The sequence below is a fragment of the Scytonema hofmannii PCC 7110 genome (genome assembly GCF_000346485.2).
GTDB classification, from domain to species: Bacteria; Cyanobacteriota; Cyanobacteriia; order Cyanobacteriales; family Nostocaceae; genus Scytonema; species Scytonema hofmannii.
Window position 1 is genome coordinate 4971696 of the sequence record NZ_KQ976354.1, and the last position, 17480, is coordinate 4989175.

14 protein-coding genes and 3 pseudogenes are annotated in these 17480 nt (G+C 40.0%); 12 read left to right on the top strand and 5 right to left on the bottom strand.

The features are described 5' to 3' along the window. Window positions 1-7: 7 nt before the first annotated feature. From WA1_RS60055 to WA1_RS20730, 6 genes and pseudogenes are all read left to right on the top strand, one after another. Window positions 8-91: pseudogene (locus WA1_RS60055) on the top strand (IS5/IS1182 family transposase); the annotation flags it as partial. Between the two features lie 221 nt (window positions 92-312). Then, window positions 313-633 (top strand): nucleotidyltransferase domain-containing protein, encoded by a 321-nt coding sequence (locus WA1_RS20710; protein ID WP_017741626.1) that lies wholly within the window; start codon window positions 313-315, stop codon window positions 631-633. Between the two features lie 24 nt (window positions 634-657). After that, window positions 658-1020 (top strand): annotated as a pseudogene (locus tag WA1_RS20715) (HEPN domain-containing protein); the annotation flags it as partial. A 102-nt stretch (window positions 1021-1122) separates the two neighbouring features. Next, the gene (locus WA1_RS20720) at window positions 1123-1332 is read left to right on the top strand and encodes a hypothetical protein (RefSeq protein ID WP_017741624.1); all 210 of its coding nucleotides are present in this window, start codon (window positions 1123-1125) and stop codon (window positions 1330-1332) included. Continuing rightward, the gene (locus tag WA1_RS20725) at window positions 1329-1568 is read left to right on the top strand and encodes a type II toxin-antitoxin system HicA family toxin (protein ID WP_017741623.1); all 240 of its coding nucleotides are present in this window, start codon (window positions 1329-1331) and stop codon (window positions 1566-1568) included. The genes WA1_RS20720 and WA1_RS20725 overlap by 4 nt, the downstream gene beginning before the upstream one ends. Before the next feature lie 219 nt (window positions 1569-1787). Next, window positions 1788-1961, top strand: a pseudogene (locus tag WA1_RS20730) (Uma2 family endonuclease); the annotation flags it as partial. 271 nt (window positions 1962-2232) lie between these two features. On the opposite strand, the gene WA1_RS20735 reads toward WA1_RS20730, so the two are convergent. After that, window positions 2233-3855 carry an IS1634 family transposase gene (locus tag WA1_RS20735; protein ID WP_017750193.1) on the bottom strand — a complete coding sequence of 541 codons (1623 nt, stop codon included), beginning with the start codon at window positions 3853-3855 and terminating at the stop codon, window positions 2233-2235. A 223-nt stretch (window positions 3856-4078) separates the two neighbouring features. Between WA1_RS20735 and WA1_RS20740 the strand changes: the two genes are divergently transcribed. From WA1_RS20740 to WA1_RS20755, 4 genes are all read left to right on the top strand, one after another. Then, window positions 4079-6637 carry a CHAT domain-containing protein gene (locus tag WA1_RS20740; protein WP_081402911.1) on the top strand — a complete coding sequence of 853 codons (2559 nt, stop codon included), beginning with the start codon at window positions 4079-4081 and terminating at the stop codon, window positions 6635-6637. A gap of 174 nt (window positions 6638-6811) precedes the next feature. Continuing rightward, the gene (locus WA1_RS20745) at window positions 6812-7042 is read left to right on the top strand and encodes a DUF433 domain-containing protein (protein WP_017747545.1); all 231 of its coding nucleotides are present in this window, start codon (window positions 6812-6814) and stop codon (window positions 7040-7042) included. Next, entirely contained in the window at window positions 7026-7397 is a 372-nt protein-coding gene (locus WA1_RS20750; protein ID WP_017747546.1) for a DUF5615 family PIN-like protein, read from the top strand. Before WA1_RS20745 ends, WA1_RS20750 begins: the two co-directional genes overlap by 17 nt. Window positions 7398-8002: 605 nt before the next feature. After that, window positions 8003-9790 (top strand): ABC transporter substrate-binding protein, encoded by a 1788-nt coding sequence (locus WA1_RS20755; RefSeq protein WP_017747547.1) that lies wholly within the window; start codon window positions 8003-8005, stop codon window positions 9788-9790. An 82-nt stretch (window positions 9791-9872) separates the two neighbouring features. Here WA1_RS20755 and WA1_RS57110 read toward each other — a convergent pair whose 3' ends face one another. The 4 genes from WA1_RS57110 to WA1_RS58155 all read right to left on the bottom strand — a co-directional run bounded on the left by WA1_RS57110 (window position 9873) and on the right by WA1_RS58155 (window position 12876). Beyond that, complete coding sequence (locus WA1_RS57110) at window positions 9873-10022, bottom strand: hypothetical protein (RefSeq protein WP_158516667.1); 150 nt, start codon at window positions 10020-10022, stop codon at window positions 9873-9875. A gap of 48 nt (window positions 10023-10070) precedes the next feature. Next, window positions 10071-11540 carry a GMC family oxidoreductase gene (locus WA1_RS20760; protein ID WP_066612944.1) on the bottom strand — a complete coding sequence of 490 codons (1470 nt, stop codon included), beginning with the start codon at window positions 11538-11540 and terminating at the stop codon, window positions 10071-10073. 363 nt (window positions 11541-11903) lie between these two features. Continuing rightward, complete coding sequence (locus WA1_RS20765; RefSeq protein ID WP_272819190.1) at window positions 11904-12704, bottom strand: DUF928 domain-containing protein; 801 nt, start codon at window positions 12702-12704, stop codon at window positions 11904-11906. Further along, the gene (locus WA1_RS58155) at window positions 12658-12876 is read right to left on the bottom strand and encodes a hypothetical protein (RefSeq protein WP_169886875.1); all 219 of its coding nucleotides are present in this window, start codon (window positions 12874-12876) and stop codon (window positions 12658-12660) included. The genes WA1_RS20765 and WA1_RS58155 overlap by 47 nt, the downstream gene beginning before the upstream one ends. A gap of 1227 nt (window positions 12877-14103) precedes the next feature. Between WA1_RS58155 and WA1_RS20770 the strand changes: the two genes are divergently transcribed. Continuing rightward, window positions 14104-16593, top strand: a complete 2490-nt coding sequence (locus WA1_RS20770) for a CHASE2 domain-containing protein (protein ID WP_017747550.1) — start codon at window positions 14104-14106, stop codon at window positions 16591-16593. Between the two features lie 32 nt (window positions 16594-16625). Continuing rightward, window positions 16626-17393, top strand: coding sequence for a DUF928 domain-containing protein (locus tag WA1_RS20775; RefSeq protein WP_017747551.1), 768 nt, complete (start codon window positions 16626-16628; stop codon window positions 17391-17393). Window positions 17394-17480 lie beyond the last annotated feature (87 nt).

Genomic DNA, 17480 nt, shown 5'->3' on the forward strand with positions numbered 1-17480 from the left:
TGTGCAGGTAGTTATACGACCAAAAGAAAGTAAGAAGTTTGTATTGCTACCTAAACGTTGGGTTGTCGAGCGAACCTTGGGTTGGCTATCAATCAAGTTTGTTGACACCTACGCTCTATAATTGGGAGTGCCAAACTAAATTGAATAGGAGAGTGCCATGTCTGGGATGCGGGCAGTGTTAACATTGAAGAACTAATTGCTAGCACGGTAAGATTTATGCTACAAAACGAGTACGTCCCATCTTTGTTGAAAAAGATATAGAAATCGTGGTTATAACTGATTAAACTGTTACTCTGAAAGCTTAAGCTCAAGATGCATGAGAAATTATCAAAAATCCTAACTGAATTACGCTCTTACCTTGAAACACTGTATCATGAGCGGCTAGTTCAGATTATCCTCTATGGTTCCCAAGCTAGAGGAGATGCTCGCCCAGACTCAGACATTGATGTATTAATTGTGCTAAGGGAACCTGTTGATTTTGCTGCCGAAATAGAGCGTGCAAGTTACTTCTTGACGGAACTATGTTTAAAATATAACGTTCTTGTTACCTGCGCCTTTGTAGAAAGCGAGCGATTCCAGCATGAGAATGGCGGTTTCTTTCGCAATGTTCGTCGAGAAGGAATAGCCGTATGACATCCTGAACAACAAGCACTACTTCAAAAAGCTGTCAGGAGTTTACAAGCAGCAAAAGTTCTCAATAAAACAAATTTACCAGAATTTGCTGCTGCCCGTGGTTACTACACCATGTTTTACATTGCCTCAGCTTTTTTAGAAGGTGAAGGGCTAGCTTTCTCCCGACATTCTGCTGTAATTTCAGCATTTGGTCAGCGATTTGCCAACACAGGGCGTGTACCAGTAGAATTCCATCGCTACCTCATAGCCGCAGAACAGATTCGCCGCCAAGCAGACTATAACATTAATCCAGGACTTACGGAAGAACAGGCACAAGAACAGATTGAACGTGCCGAAGAATTTTTGGAATTGGCAAAACAACTACTTGGTTCGATTCCACCTACATAACTAACTAAGCAGATCTTATTTTTTTGGAATTGCCGATAAATGACATCAAGAAGGCAATTTGTATTTGTTAACTTAGATAGTAAGGCATTTTACTAATAGCATATGAGCGAAATTGTTTTTTTAGTTGAAGATGACCTAGACGGTGGATACAATGCAAGAGCGCTTGGTGAGTCCATTTTCACACAAGCAGATGACTTGACAACTTTGCGGGAAATGATACGAGATGCAGTTCAGTGTCATTATCTTGATGAGCAGAGTCGTCCCAAACTCATCCGCCTACATATTGTCCGAGACGAGGTGTTTGCCTTGTGAAATTGCCCAGAGATTTGTCTGCTGAAGACCTTATTAAAGCACTTAGCAAGTTGGGCTATGAAACGACTCGCCAGACTGGTAGCCACATTCGCCTGACAACTCAGGAAAATGGAGAACACAACCTGACAATTCCTGCTCACGATCCGATTAAAATAGGAACACTTAGTGCCATTCTTCGAGAGATCGCTAATCACTTTAATTTAGAACGAGAAGAATTACTCAATCGCCTCCTCTGATAAGAACAGACCAAACACTCATAAACACGTCGCACGTAAGTCAAGACGTTTTATCTAATCTACAACTACAAATTCAAGCCTCGGAAGAAGTTGCACCCGAAGGTTGTTGTGTCTTGCGCTACCAGGCACGAGGTCAAAAAGGAACTTATTCAAAGTGGATAGGATTGCTAATACGATACTAAAATTGAGCAATATATCGTTGCTATCACAACAGATAATATGAACACTAATATCGTCTGTTTACCTGCTACCCTCGAATTAAATATTGACTTAACTGACGAGCAATTTTTTCAGCTTTGTCAAAATAACCGTGACTTGAGATTTGAGCGTACAGCTACAGGGGAATTAATTATTATGCCACCTACGGTTCGTGAAACTGGCGATGCGGAAGCCGCCGCTGCGCGAACGCAATGCCGATCTAACTTATCAGCCCACATTCCGCACTTCAAATTGAAGTACAAAAAAACTACAATCAACGTAAAAGTCAAACAATTAGGATAATTAAGAAAAGAATATTGAACCAATCCGTGGCATAAAGAAAAATTATCAATTATCAAATATTTAACTGATAAAACAGGTTATTTAAGCACTAAAAATTGGAGGAATAATTATGATTTCCTCGGAAACTGAGAAATTTTTATTCACTCTCCATATACTGCTTAAATTAAGAAAGCAAATAATATTTTTGACAAGATGATGGCAGATTATTCAAAATAAAATGACGCTCTTCTGTTAAATTAACTATTTGACTAACACCGTTTAAAATTAAAATATGAATTCCTTGAAAACATTGAAATACCCACCTTAATGTAGGACTAAAAGTTAATTTTCCTAATTGATTTTTGATTCCCATCTTGACTCTTTTTAAGCTGTTTCTTAGTTGCCTTTGACCGAGATTATAAACTAATAAACACAGAGACATTAAAAATAACATCGTCTCTATTCTTTCAGGATTTTCTACAAAAAAACTATCAACAAAAAATAATGGGTCTTTCAGAAATCTAAATCCTCGTTCACATGATTGTTGATTTTTATAATTTCTCAGAATTTCTTCTGGCTCTAACTTATTCTCGTCTACTAAATTAGTTGCTAAAATAAACCTTCCTGCTTCTTTTCTTTGGATTTCTATCTCTTCTATTTTTTCATGAATGACTCCTGATATTTTATAAATAGTCTGATTCTCTTTTGATTGACTTTCAAAAATTTGAACATCTTTAATTTCAAATAGTTTCAATTTCTTATTAATGGCTTTTAGTCTGTATCTGGCTTGCTCCGGTGTTTCAAAATCTTCTTTTTTGAATGCTTTCAACTGCTTTTCAACTTTTTCTTTTTCTTTTTTTAGCTTTTTCTCTAGCTTTTCTAAATCACTAATTTTTCTGTTTTGACTTTCTACTATTAGCCATATTTGTTTAATTCCACCATAATTTACTATTTCTTCTTTCCATTTATATCCTTCTAAGTTTAGGGCTGCTCTTTTATCTCTTTCTTCTGGACTTATCTCTTCTATTTCTACAAACTTCACTAATCCCTGTGCTTTTTTAATTGTCATCGGTACTCTACTTATCCATTTTAGATGTTCAATTAATTGGAGATTTTCTTGACTATATAATGCGCTATCGCAGACCATAATACTTTCAAAATCTATTTGCTTTTTAAACTCTACTAAAATTTTTCCAAATACGGCTTTATCCGCTTCATTACCATCTCCCGCTCTCATTAATAATGGTATATCTCCATCACTACTCGTAATTAAATCTAAAATACATTGTTTCAAATCTGGTCTATGGTCACGAGAATATCCTTTGGTTACAATTATTGGTCTTTCTCTGCTTACTTCTTCTTTTTCCTGATTTTCTCCACTTTTATATTCTCCATGTAGATGAAATGATGTCGCATCCAGATGTGAATATTTTGTATTTATCTGAAATTTTTTAATCACTGATAATCCAATTTCTATAAACAGATTATTCAATCCATATTTATATAATTTATCCATGACTCTTCCCAGTTTATCGTCATTCATATAATCTTTTTTTACCTCTGAACCCAATAATATTTCGATTCCTTTATCTTCAAAAAACTGGCTAAATAAATATAAAGGTCTTGATACAAATCCTAATCCATTGATTAAAATTGCTTTCACCAATATTCCCGCTGAAATCTTCTCTCGGGTGTCTATTCCTAATTTAGAATTTATTATTTCAACTATTCCTATTTCGTCAATCAGCCCAGCTACTATTCCTAAGTGGTCGATATTCTTAATTTTCGCATCTGAGATTGGGAACATTTTTTACCTATCAAAGATTTTTGAGTTTTTCTGATTGTCCCATTTGAAATTAATCAATGTATATTTAGTTTTATCAAAAGCTGGAAATCAATTTTCTACTTTGCTTTTGCTTTATTTCTTCATGCCAACTCAATGCCGAACTACTGAAAAAATTCGTGTACTTTTATTTACCTGCATCTGAGAAGAATTATGTGACTCTCTGTACTACATTTTGAAGTGCGGAATGTGGGTAGTACTATTTACTCTTACTTTGTCCCTAATTGTTATCCCCAGCACATTTGCCACACAACCCCAAACAATCCAAATCACTACATCCCCAACCGCAACATCACGACAACTTATCGAGCAAGGAGAAGCACTTTATCAAGCTGGGCGCTTTACCGAAGCAGTGACAGTTTTACAACAAGCTGTTCGTACTTCCGAACAACAAGGCGATCGCATCACACAAGCCGCCGCACTCACAAACCTCTCTCTAGTCTTCAAGCAACTCGGTTCGTGGCAAGAAGCCGCAAAAGCGATCGACACTAGCTTAAATTTACTTGGCTGGAACAGTAACAATCAAAAGCTAAATGTCAACAATCCAAAGTCAGATTTATTAGAAATTCTCGCACAAACTCTCGATATTCAGGGCGGATTGCAACTGTCACAGGGACAGGCGGATGTATCATTAAAAACATGGCAACAAGCAGAGAAAATTTGGAAGCGAATAGGCAACAATGCTGGAGTAACACGCAACCGTATCAATCAAGCACAAGCTCTACGAGTTTCTGGTTTTTACAGCCGTAGCTTAGACGTATTAAATGAAGTTTCCCAACAGTTGAAAACCCAACCTGATTCACTTGAAAAAGTAACTGCTTTACGCTCTCTTGGGAATGCACAGCAACAATTCGGTGACTTGGAACAATCTTGGCAAAATTTAAAACTTAGCTTAGAAATTGCCCAACGCCTGAAACAGCCTTTAGAAATTAGTCTGACAGAATTTTCTCTTGGTAATACTGCCAGAGGATTAAATGATATAAAATCTTCTATAATTCATTATGAAAATGCTGCTAAAGTTGCACCTACTCCACTCACCAAAGTTCAAGCTCAAATTAATCAACTTAGCTTGCTTGTTGAGAATGAACAAATAGCAGAAGCAAAAACATTAATACCTACAATTCAATCCCAATTAGCAAGTTTACCGACAAATCAAGCGGGTATTTATGCACGGATAAATTTTGCTCGCACTTTAACCAAAATAGGTAATAAAAAAGACATTGCTGAAATTTTGGCAAGCAGCGTTCAACAAGCCAAAACCATTGGTGACGAACGCGCTCAATCCTATGCACTGGGAAGTTTAGCAGAAGTCTACGAGCAAAACAATCAATGGAAAGAAGCACAGAAATTGACGCAGCAAGCATTGTTTCTCGCTCAAAAAATCGATGCTTCAGATATAGCTTATCGTTGGGAGTGGCAGTTGGGACGCTTGCTAAAAGCACAGGGAAATATCGAGGGAGCGATCGCTGCTTATGATACCGCAGTCGCCACACTTGAGTCTCTCCGCAGCGATTTAGTTGCAGTCAATCGAGAAGTGCAATTTAATTTCCGTGATAGCGTAGAACCTATTTATCGTCAGTCAGTAGAGCTGCTACTGCAAGAGAAAGGACAAAAAAAACCCGATCTAGATAAAGCCCGCAAGCGCATAGAAGCCTTGCAACTAGCAGAACTGGACAATTTTTTCCGGGAATCTTGCTTAAGTAACCAGTTTGTGGTGCTGGACAAAGTGGTAGATCGCGATCACCCTAACACTGCTATTTTTTACCCCATTATCCTAGATAACCAATTAGAGGTTATCCTCAAACTTCCCAACCTACCGTTGATGCATAAAACTTCTGTCGTGAATCGTCAAGAAGTAGAGCAAGCCATTACAAAAATGCGAGAGACGATAGTCGAACCCGATGGAATTAAGAAATTTCAAGCAGTTTCTCAACAGCTATATGACTGGTTAATTAAACCAGTTGAAAGTGACCTGAAAAATAGTAAAGTGAATACTTTAGTCTTTATCCCAGACGGGTCACTGCGAAATATTCCGACATCGGCATTATATGATGGCAAAGAGTATTTAGTTCAAAAGTACGCTGTTGGTGTTAGCCCAGGACTGCAACTCTTTACTCCCAAACCTCTAGCACAGGAAAAGTTGAACGCTCTAGCTGGAGGGCTATCTCAACCACCTAGCAACGAAAAGTTTGCACCACTTCCCAACGTTAAAGTCGAACTGAAATTAATTCAGCAATCAGGCGTATCGACAACGACATTATTAGATGAAAATTTCAAAAGTACAACTTTAGGAAAAACCATCAATGCCCAACCTTTTAGAGTTATTCACCTGGCAACTCACGGGCAATTTAGCTCTAAAGCAAAAGACACTTTTATCTTAGCAGCTGATAAACGCATCTACGTGGGTGAATTAGATAGCTTGCTCAAAAGTAGAGAGCAAAAACGAACAGAGCCAGTAGAACTACTTGTTTTGAGTGCTTGCGAAACAGCCGCAGGAGATAACCGCGCTACCTTGGGATTAGCAGGAGTAGCCCTACGTGCTGGAGCGCGGAGTACTTTAGCGTCCCTATGGCAGATTGGTGATAATTCCACAGCGTTGTTTATTGATGAATTCTACCGTCAGTTAATAACTGGCAAAAGCACGGCTGAAGCCCTACGCCTTGCTCAATTAAAGCTGTTGTCTGGTTCTGAATACACCCGTCCTCTTTACTGGGCACCCTATGTACTAGTGGGCAATTGGTTGTAGAGATTTTCAAAATATTTTTGAACCGCAAAGACACAAAGAGCACGAAGGTAAGATATGGAGGATCGGGTAAAATTTACTTGGTTTTTGAGCCGTCTGGTCGAAGATCTGAAAGAGACTTTGAATTGGTGGGTGAAAGCGATCGTAAAATAAAGGCAATACACTTAACTTAACTATATGGACTGGCAATCCCGAATCATCATCGATCCTAACGTCCTTGTCGGCAAACCAATTATTAAAGGCACTCGTCTTGCTGTTGAATTTATTATTGACCTTCTTGCTCAAGGTTGGACAACTGACGAAATTCTCCGCAACTACCCTGGTATTACCCGCGAAGATATTCAGGCTTGTTTGGGCTATGCTAGCGCCACCCTTAAAGCTGAAAAAGTTTATGCTTTTCCAGCATAGATTATGCGTTTTCAAGAAGAACGAAAATTTTCCAGGAGATGCCGTAGAAGCCCTTCGCCATCAGGGTCATGATGTGACTTGGATTCGCACTGATGCTCCTGGTATTGCTGATACTGAAGTTTTAAACCGCGCTCAAAGTGACGATCGCATTCTCCTGACCTTTGATAAAGACTTTGGTGAGTTGGCGTTTTGTTCACATTTGCCTGCAACTTGCGGGATTATCTTATTTCGGGTTAAAGCGCCTTCAGGTGCAGTTGTTGCTCAAAAAGTGGCAAGCGCTATTGCATCTCGAACTGACTGGTCAGGACATTTCAGTGTAGTTGAAGACGATCGTATCCGAATGCGAATCCTCTAAAAAATCAAGTTGGGTAAGCGCCTGCAAGCTCAATTAAAGCTGTTGTCTAGTTCTGAATACACCCGTCCTCTTTACTGGGCACCCTACGTGCTAGTGGGCAATTGGTTGTAGAGATGCAAAGCAATGTGATATGGAGCACATTATCTACCTGTGAATTTTCTGATTTATGTTGGTCGCACTGGCAATGACAACGCTGAATGCGTATTTTGGTGAATTTGTACAGCTATAGGACTTACGCATTGACAGAAATCGTCAGATATGAATCAAGCACTTTTAGCATTTCAGCATTTGATTTTTTAACGAATTAGAACCAACATCATATACCGTAGGGGCGCAAGGCCTTGCGCCCCTACAGCCTGAAACGACCATTATCCGTTGATCCATATGATGGTAAATTTGTACAGTGCGTAAGTCCTAAGCTATAATTTCAAAAATTTTCAATAATAAGCTTTAATTTAATCTCGCAATGCGATCGCAATTCCGCCGTGTGGCAGAATCTACGCCCGTACTGTGTGAGAAGTCGCAAGCCTTTGGAACCAGGAATTTAGCTCTTGGAGTAAAATGTCAAAGTTACCCAAACAACTTTTCCTAATTTGGTATTAGAGATGGTTGCTACTGTTTTTCGACCTCTAAAATTGGTGGTGGCTTTGGCAGTGTCTTGTTGTTTGCTGTTAGCAGGTTGTCACAAGAGCAACTTTCAAACCTCTTCGGCTCAAGTCTCTCAAGTAGTTTTAGTTTCTCTGAGTGACCCGCCTAGCTTTAACTATGCCATTAATGACTCTCCCTATAGTATTTTTCCTTTCATCTATAGGGGATTGATTAATGAGAACGCTTTGACTAATAAGTTGGAACCAGGATTGGCAGAGAATTGGTCAATTTCTAGCGATCGCCAGCGAATTACTTTTACACTCAAACAAGGGTTAAAGTGGTCAGATGGCAAACCTCTGACAGCAGATGATATTGTCTTTACCTATCGAGATATTTACCTCAACAAAAAAATTCCCACTGTCTGGAGAGATTTTCTGCGTATTGGCAACAAAGAAGCGTTTCCAACTGTGAAGAAACTCAACGACCAGCAAATAGAGTTTACCTTACCAGAACCTTTTGCTCCTTTTTTGAGAAACATAGAAAGACTGGCAATTCTTCCAGCTCATGCATTGCGCTCCTCTGTGCTAAGGAGTGATGCTAATGGCAATCCTGAATTTTTATCAACTTGGGGAACCAACACCCCTCCTGAAAAAATTATTAGTAATGGACCCTACCAAATAGAAAGTTATACTCCATCTGAGCGAGTTGTCTTACGACGCAACCCCCATTATTGGCGGCAAGATGCTCGGGGAAATCAATTGCCTTATATTGAACGCATTGTTTGGCAAATTATTTCATCAACTGACAACCAGTTGCTAAAATTTCGCTCTGGGGAACTGGATAACCTGAATGTGACACCATCCGTATTCGGGTTACTGAAGAAGGAGGAAAAGCGGGGAAAATACACTATTTATAACGGCGGACTCAGTGGTGGTTTTGCGTTTGTTGGTTTCAATCTCAATCAAGCTCGCAATGCCAAAGGACAGCCTTTTGTAAGCCCAATTAAGTCTCGGTGGTTTAATAACTTAGCTTTTAGGCAAGCAGTCGCCTATGCTATCAACCGCAAACGGATGAAAACCAATATCTATCAAGGGCTAGGCGAAGTACAACATTCGCCCATAGCGGTGCAAAGTCCTTATTACCTGTCACCAGCCGCGGGGTTAAAAGTTTACGATTACAATCCTAGACAGGCAAAGCAAATGTTGCTCGAGACTGGTTTCAAGTACAATTCTCAAAAAGAATTGATAGATTGGGATGGGAACCGGGTACAATTCAACCTCCTGGTGAAATCAGAGGATCGGTCTCGGGTAGATGCCGCCGTGCAAATCCAACAAGATTTAAGCCAGATCGGTATTAAAACGGCGTTGCAGGTAGTCAACTTTAACGTCGTGTTGCGAAAGTTGCTCTCCCACCGAGATTGGGATTGTTATGTAGGTGCATTTGGCGTTCCTGGTGCAGATGTGGAACCTAACCTTGTATCATTGTTTTGGACTAGTCAAGGCTCGTTTCATCAATTCAACCAAGGTATTCAAGCAGGAGAACCACCCCTCAAAGGGTGGGTAATTTCTGATTGGGAGAGGGAAATAGACAGTCTTTTCAGTGCTGGAATCAAAGAATTAGATGAGAACAAGCGCAAAGCGATTTATGGCAAATTCCAGAAAATTGTTGCCGAACAGTTGCCTGTGTTTTGCCTAGTCAATCCTATGTCATTTCAAGCAGTGCGCGATCGCATTGAGCCAATCAAATATTCTAGTTTAGGGTCAGTTTTCTGGAACATTGATGAATGGAAAATAGCTAATGAATGATGAGTGATAACTGGAGTTTAGCTTAGACTAGACCAAACCACACGACCTCCTATCCATCAAGAAAGCTAATAAGTTCGACGAACTAAGATTGCAAGTATTGTAGCAAGGTTTCGGCGTAAAGTTTGGGATCGCGCAGATACATTAGGGGGCTGCCGTGTAGAACCTTGGTAGTAGCATACCGAACAAGTTGGGCAGTGTCCTCAATAAAAGACGTGAACATGGTGTCTTCCATTGCCCACATTAGTAAAGTCGTTGATGTATTGCAGTCAACTGAAAACCGCTATATTATGTCAGTTCCCTTATTAGCAATCATCATGGTTGCTGCCGCCGTATTTGCGGTTATTGGAAGCGGAAACACGGAAGAGTCTATTATGCGTAGCTTAGACGTGCTACGCACCTTGAGTTCTGTGTCCACCACGGAATCGGAATCAGATCCCATCCTGCAAGTCCCACAATAGTGCTGTGTTGTATCGGCGTTTTCTCTGATGTAGGTTTCCAAATCTTGACCTGGTTGTGGAGCGATTTGCTGTTCACGCCATTGGCTCAAGCCCGGTTGATTGCCAATGCAGATGCTTAACTCAAGCGCCTTTTTACACTTCTCTATATCTCCTGGTGCCGTCAGGTATCTTGGGTCAATAAGGGGAGCGTCATCAGGATTGCTTGAGCGCAAGGTAACAGTTCCCATACTTTTCAGACGCATTATGTTTGGCCACAACCAGAAAGAATGCTTTGGACCCTTAAAACCTTTCAGTGTTCCAACACCTATAGAGGATTCTACATCGATAACTGAACTACTGTTTTCTGTAGAATCGAAGATAACTGCGGGTGCTAGACCGTAGGAATAGAAAGGCATATCAAGACTTGGGAATATAGAAAATCCGGCACTGACAAAAAGGTCATCGTGAAAATTTTTCCCGACTTCCGGAAGATTCGCAACTACAGAAATCCCTAATTTTTTTAATTCATTTTCGTCGCCAACACCTGAAAGCATCAAGATTTTTGGAGTTGCGATCGCACCTGCACTCAGAATAATTTCATTCTGTACATAAGCAAGCTGTTGTTGAGAGTCTTTGATATATTCAATACCAACTGCACTTTCTTTCTCGAATAAGATTCGGGTTACAAAAGCCTGACTTAGCACGGTTATATTCTGATATCCATCTGGTCGGAAAGTGCTGTACGTGGTTTCTCGAGTCAGATTGGGTGAGTTAGTCACGTTAAATTGAAATCTAGCGTAACCATATTGACTGTCACTGGTATTGTAGTCAGGATTACAAGGAAAGCCATATTGGGAGGCAGCAGTAAACAAGTCGTTGATGAACTTATCTGCTTCTGGTGTCATCACTTTCATGGTCTGCTCTACCTGCTGAAAGTGTGGCAAAACATCATTCCACGACCAACCGGGGGCTACTTTTCCCCACGCATCAAAGTCAGAGATACTACCCCGCACGTAGACCATCCCATTATGCAGCGCACACCCTCCTAAAACTTTTGCTTGCGCTAGCTGAATCACACGATTGTTTAGGTTTGGTTGAGGTACTGACTGATAACCCCACTCAATTTCCGGACAATTCTGCAAAACTTCAAACCAGTCGCTTGGTATCCACATCTGTGGGTTATCTGGAGTTTTTCCAGCTTCGATCAGGAGAATACTTGTACCTGAGTCGCGAGCGGCAAGTTTTGAGGCAACTATGCTCCCCGCCGATCCCGCACCAACAACAATATAGTCATAATAAACTCTTTTTTCCATCTCACATAACTCCCATTCGCCTAATTCTTAATCATCTTTTGATTACCTCTAGTACTAGAATTATTTTTTGTCCGTACTGAAGTCCTGTTTTCCAAAACGACTTCTTTACATTAATATGTAGAAAATCTAGAATACTTCATAGTAATATCACAGAACTATAAAACAAAAAAATGTTGAATTATCTTGAATAAACTTTCTCCTGTATTTACCCAAATTAGCTTTTACATCAAACTCTACCTCTCATTGGTGTATTGATTAATGACGAACTTTTTTAAAACTTATTGTTAGTATTATCTACTGATATCATGTTCAACTGATGACTTATGATTGGTACACCCCAATCTGACTGATAAATGAATGCTGTTATTTTACCAGAGGATCTGTAGCAACATTATCCAAATTGACAGAGCGCAGTAAACTTTGCCAATCAGCAGCAAGAGATGTGTCTTTAGGATTAGAAAGGTACAGTTGTGCCAGTATCGTCAGAGAATCAAACCAAATACCTTCTTCTGCATAAATTGCCACTTTTTGTCGGGGATCGACTGCTGCTTGTAACTCCTGCATGACACGAGAATCCAAATTGACTCTCTGAATATCTCCTTCTACGTAGATAGGAACACTGGCTGTTTTTTGTCGATCGCAACGAATTTTTAAGTACCAGCGATATATTTTACCTACTTGTAAGGATGCATTAGATGGTAAAGAAACACCTATGACACTGGGACTTGCAGGAAGTGAGATTGCATCTTTATAAATATCATTTCCCGTACTATCCTGTAAGCTAAACTCAGCACTAGCTTTTAAATCCTTAGTATAGGGAACGTAAAACCAAAAGGTTGGTCGTTCAGAGGTAGTGAGTCCCTCCACAATCCCCGCACTTGATTTATCTGTCTGTTTGCTATCCCCTTGTTCCTCTCGCAATGGCACTAAAGCAGTGAGTACAGTTGCAACTGTAGGACAATTATCCCGGCTACCCATTCCTGCTCTGCGCCCAGAAACAGGACTCAATCGCTTAGGTGTTTTTGGCCAAACAAAAACTGGTCGAGAGGTACGTCGTTTTTGAAGTGAAGTCCGCTCTCCAGATAGTTGTCCAGGTTGCTTGGTAATTGCTGGTTGTTTAGTTTGGGCTGTTACCTTTGATGGATAGTAAATTACGGTACTCAAAATTAGAGCGATTGTTAGCATCCATTTCATAAAGTAGGTACAGTTCTTGATTTTGGCTACCATCAGCATAAATCAAATTCGCCCTAAGGGATTTCCAAGAATAAATTACCACTACTTGTGGTACGGGCGTCCCCGCCCGTTCTATATGACGGGCGAGACGCCCGTACCACACAAAAGATATTTGAATACTTTAGGACACCTACAAATAACCTGAAAAAATCTACTCATAACTGGTATATTCAGCAATTCTCATTATGAGAATTGCTGCATAGAAATACAAATGTATTTCTGTAACTCAACCAATGTGTTATGATTCAAATTCACGAGCGATTAAGATCGTCCCTACAACAATGAGTAGTACTCCTATTGCGTGATGGAGAATTGCCGTGTTATAGTCACCAATTATGTTTCTGAAAAATTTCCGACTAGCGTTATTCCAGTAAGCACTGGGCTTGTAGTAGGTCAACATAATGGTAAGGAATCCAGAAAAAATGCAGGCGGAACTGCTGATGAGATGCATTTGAGAAATCCCTGAAGTCTAAAGAAAAGCACCAAGTCGCATCGCAGGTGTCAATGTGCGAAAACTATTCCACCCTCTTTTATCACTTTCGCCAGAGAAAAACAAAGCCCAAATTCCTTATTGGAACAGCTTTTCAGCATTAGGATTTATTTTTATCTCGCCAGAGTCAAAGAAGAGGGTTAATTGCAGGGTACAATGTTTTCATATTTGTTTCATAATTCTAGTTATACTTTTTCATATTTATTCCATCTCTCAATCATAAGTTATGCTTATGTTAATGCTGCGAGCGGAACAAATTTTGTCGTCAAAGCCTGATAAAAAAAAAGTACCCAGAAGACACTGAGCACTGTTTGACTTAGCTTTTTTTCTCACCGAACCGTATAGCGGAGAAACGGGGTGAAATACCCAGAAGAAGTAAAATTTTCCTTCTATTAATATTCAATATTTGGATGAAAAAAAGATGAACAATGAATGAGAAACTTCTCATCGGTCAAAAATCAATCTTTGAGAACAATTATCTTGGCTTAACGACGAAAAGTATTAGAGAAAGCATGCGGGACAACCGAGTAATTGTATCAAATCCGGTAGCATCTGAATGATTAAAAAACTGCTCCAGACGAGAGAGAGGGGACCCTTGATTGGCGGTAGTGAGGTTGGGACAAGAGGTAGTTTTGTTTTTTACATTTCTTTACAAGAAACATTACTATTTACACATTGACAAAATTTGCAAGAAGTAAATGAATGGGAAATAAGAAAAACAGATTGCGATCGCCAGTGAACTTTACAATGGAAAAGTCTGTGGGTATGTTACAATTCAATCCAAGAATCTACTGAAAAGTAGTTGTCATCTGACCGCTTTTTTGTTTGTGTCCAAAGCTTATGAGTCGGTTAGTCGTTATATGCTTGGGTCAAGGAAATTTATATGAAGGCTTTCCTTCGGTGAGAGCATATATCGGTGAGGCAGATAATACTTATCGGATGAAGTTTGCTGCTAGCTTGCCAAAAGCACCAGAGATAGCCGAACTTTACCGCAATTGGCAATTACTTCATTCAGCTTTGTATCATCGATTGAGTTTTCGTCGTGGTTTTCGAGCAACGTCAGAACTTGACGATATTCTTGAAATTGAGACTGGTTACATCACTAATATTTCTGAATTAGATATCCAAAATTTGTGCCAGCAATTGTTAAACCGTATTAATACTTGGCTCAATTCAACAGAATTTCGCAAAATTGAACAGCAATTACGAACGCACTTAAAACAATCAGAAGAAATTCGCTTTATTATTGAAACCAACGACGACTTATTGAGACGACTGCCCTGGCATTTGTGGGATTTTTTTGAAGATTATCCTAGAGCAGAAGTAGCTCTGAGTAATGCTGAGTATCAACAAGTACATTTCACTTCCAAAAAATCTCAGAGAGAAAAGTTAAGAATATTAGCCATATTTGGTAACAGTCAAGGAATAGATATTAGTCAGGATAGAGAACTTTTAGAAAAATTATCAACTGAAGCAGAAATTGAATTTTTAGTAGAGCCAAACCTGAGTAGCTTTCACCATCAACTTTGGGAAAAACCATGGGATATTCTCTTTTTTGCGGGTCATAGTTCCAGTCAAGAAAAGAATGGTCTCCAACTCAATCAAACAGACACAATTACTTTAGAGCAATTAAAGTATGCTCTCAAGCAAGCGATTTATTATGGCTTGCGTCTGGCAATATTCAACTCCTGCGACGGCGTGGGATTATCACAGCAACTTCAGGAACTGCACATTCCACAAGTTATTGTGATGCGAGAACCAGTTCCTGATGTTGTTGCTCAAGAATTTCTCAAAAGTTTCTTGGCAGAATTTTCACGGGGACATTCTTTATATACTGCCGTGCGTTGTGCGCGAGAAAGACTCCAAGCACTTGAAGAAGAATACCCCTGTGCCACTTGGTTACCAGTGATTTGCCAAAACCCAGCCGAACCAGTCATGACATGGAATGTTCGGCAAATACCAACGGATAGAGACGAGACAGCCCCTTTTCCAATCGATAATGTCAGCGCCCCGGAACAAGGACAAATACGATTAGTTCCCAGAAGCGTCATCCGCAGTTTTAAACACAAAACATTTGCCAAAAATCGCATTTATCGTACAAACAATCATCGCTTCTTAACTTTGCTGGTAGTCAGTGTGTTTGTTACAGCTTTGGTGATGGGAATCCGGCATTTGGGAATACTACAATCTTCAGAATTGCGAGCTTATGACCATTTTGTACAACTGCGCCCGGTGAATGAAAAGCCCGATCCCCGTCTTTTGTTAATTACTGTTGATGAAGCAGATATTCAGTATCAAGTCCAGAAAAATATGAATATGCGCTGGTCAATCTCAGACCAAGCAATGGCTCAACTGTTGCAGAAACTAGAGAAATATCAGCCGAAAACTATTGGTATAGATATTTATCGTGATTTCCCTACTGACCCGAATTATCCCTATTTATCCTCTCGTTTGCAACAAGACGATCGCTTGTTTGCAGTGTGCAAAGTTTCTGCACCTAATGATGGCGCATCAGATGGGACTCCTTCTCCTCCGGAAGTTCCAAAGAAACGCTTGGGTTTTAGTGATTTTGTGGCAGATGCAGATGGTATTCCCCGCCGACAACTCATACATTTAACTCCTCCCCTAGAATCTCCTTGTGTTGCAGAATATGCGTTTAGTTATGCGATCGCACGACATTACCTAGGAGCAAATGGGATCGAATCAAAAATTAACAAAGAAGGTAATTTGCAAATTGGTAATACTGTATTTCACCAATTAACATCCCATACAAGCGGTTACCAAAATATTGATGCTGCAGGTTATCAAATACTGCTCAATTATCGCTCTATGCCTTCTTTGGAAAATATTGCTCAAAAAGTCTCTCTAAGGGAGATTTTAGATGACAAAATTCAGCCAGAATTATTGGAGTCAGTGAAAAATCGTGTTGTTCTGATTGGCGTGACTGCTCCAAGTTCTTCTGATTTTTGGGCAACTCCCTACAGTTCCCAAGGCTTGAATAAAGAAAAACAAATTCCGGGAATGTTCATTCAAGCACATATGCTCGGTCAAATTCTGAGTGCTGTTTTAGATGGCAGACCTTTAATATGGTGGTGGTCTGGGTGGATAGAAACATTTTGGGTTTGGGTATGGGCTTTCATAGGAGGGGCGATCGCATGGCAAATTCGTCAACCTGTTTATCTATGGTCAGCGATTGCGATCGGGTCTTTCTCCCTTTTTACGATCTGTTTTGGTATATTTACTCAAATGGGGTGGATTCCATCAATCCCCCCAGCTTTAGCATTGGTTTTTTGTGCGGTTGTCCTCAAAGTCTTACCGCGTCCTCATTGAAACAACATTAAGAAGCGTTGGAACTCATAATAATGATAACAAGTATATCACGTCATAAGCAATTTTCACTTGCTTGTGCTATTGTGCTAGTTGCTAGCAGTGCAAGTTATGCAGCAGAAGTGCAAGCAACCAAGGTGCAGCCCATTATCCTAGCTCAAAAATTCCCCCCAAATGGCGAACCCACAGGTCGGCGTCGTGGAGGAACCAGCCGTGGAGAAAACTGCCCAGACCTAGAAACGCCTGTCACTGCTATAGTACCAGGTGACGAGAACAATAACAAATCTTTATTTGCATCAACAGTCGCAGAATATCCAACTTTTTGGGTTTATCTCCCTAAATTACCAGATAACTTACGTTCTGGAGAATTCGTTTTGCAGGACGAACAAGGTCAAGATATTTATCGCACACCTCTAACATTACCTAGAAAACCTGGTGCTTTATCGATCGCTTTGCCATCAAATCCCAAATACGCTCTCAAGCTTAACTCAAAGTATCAATGGTTCTTTCGAGTTTACTGCAATAACAAGCAACAAATCCCATCTGATTATTTCTTTGTTGACGCATGGTTGCAACGAGTCGCACTCACGCCCAATCTTCAGCAGGAATTAAACAAGGCAAAAGCGAAAGAACACACTGTATATACAGCCAATAATCTTTGGTATGATGCTATTACCAGTTTAGGTGAACGTCGTCGCGACAATCCAAACGACCGCCTGCTAGCTGAAGAATGGGCTAAGTTGCTGAAAACAATGGGATTGCTAGAACTGGCACAAGAGCCGATATTACACGCCTTGGAATAAATTAACCATAGAGAAAGAAAGCTGAATCTGGAGAAAATGATAATGTAAGCGAGAGTGCATTTCAGCACTTTCCGATCCAGAGGAAGA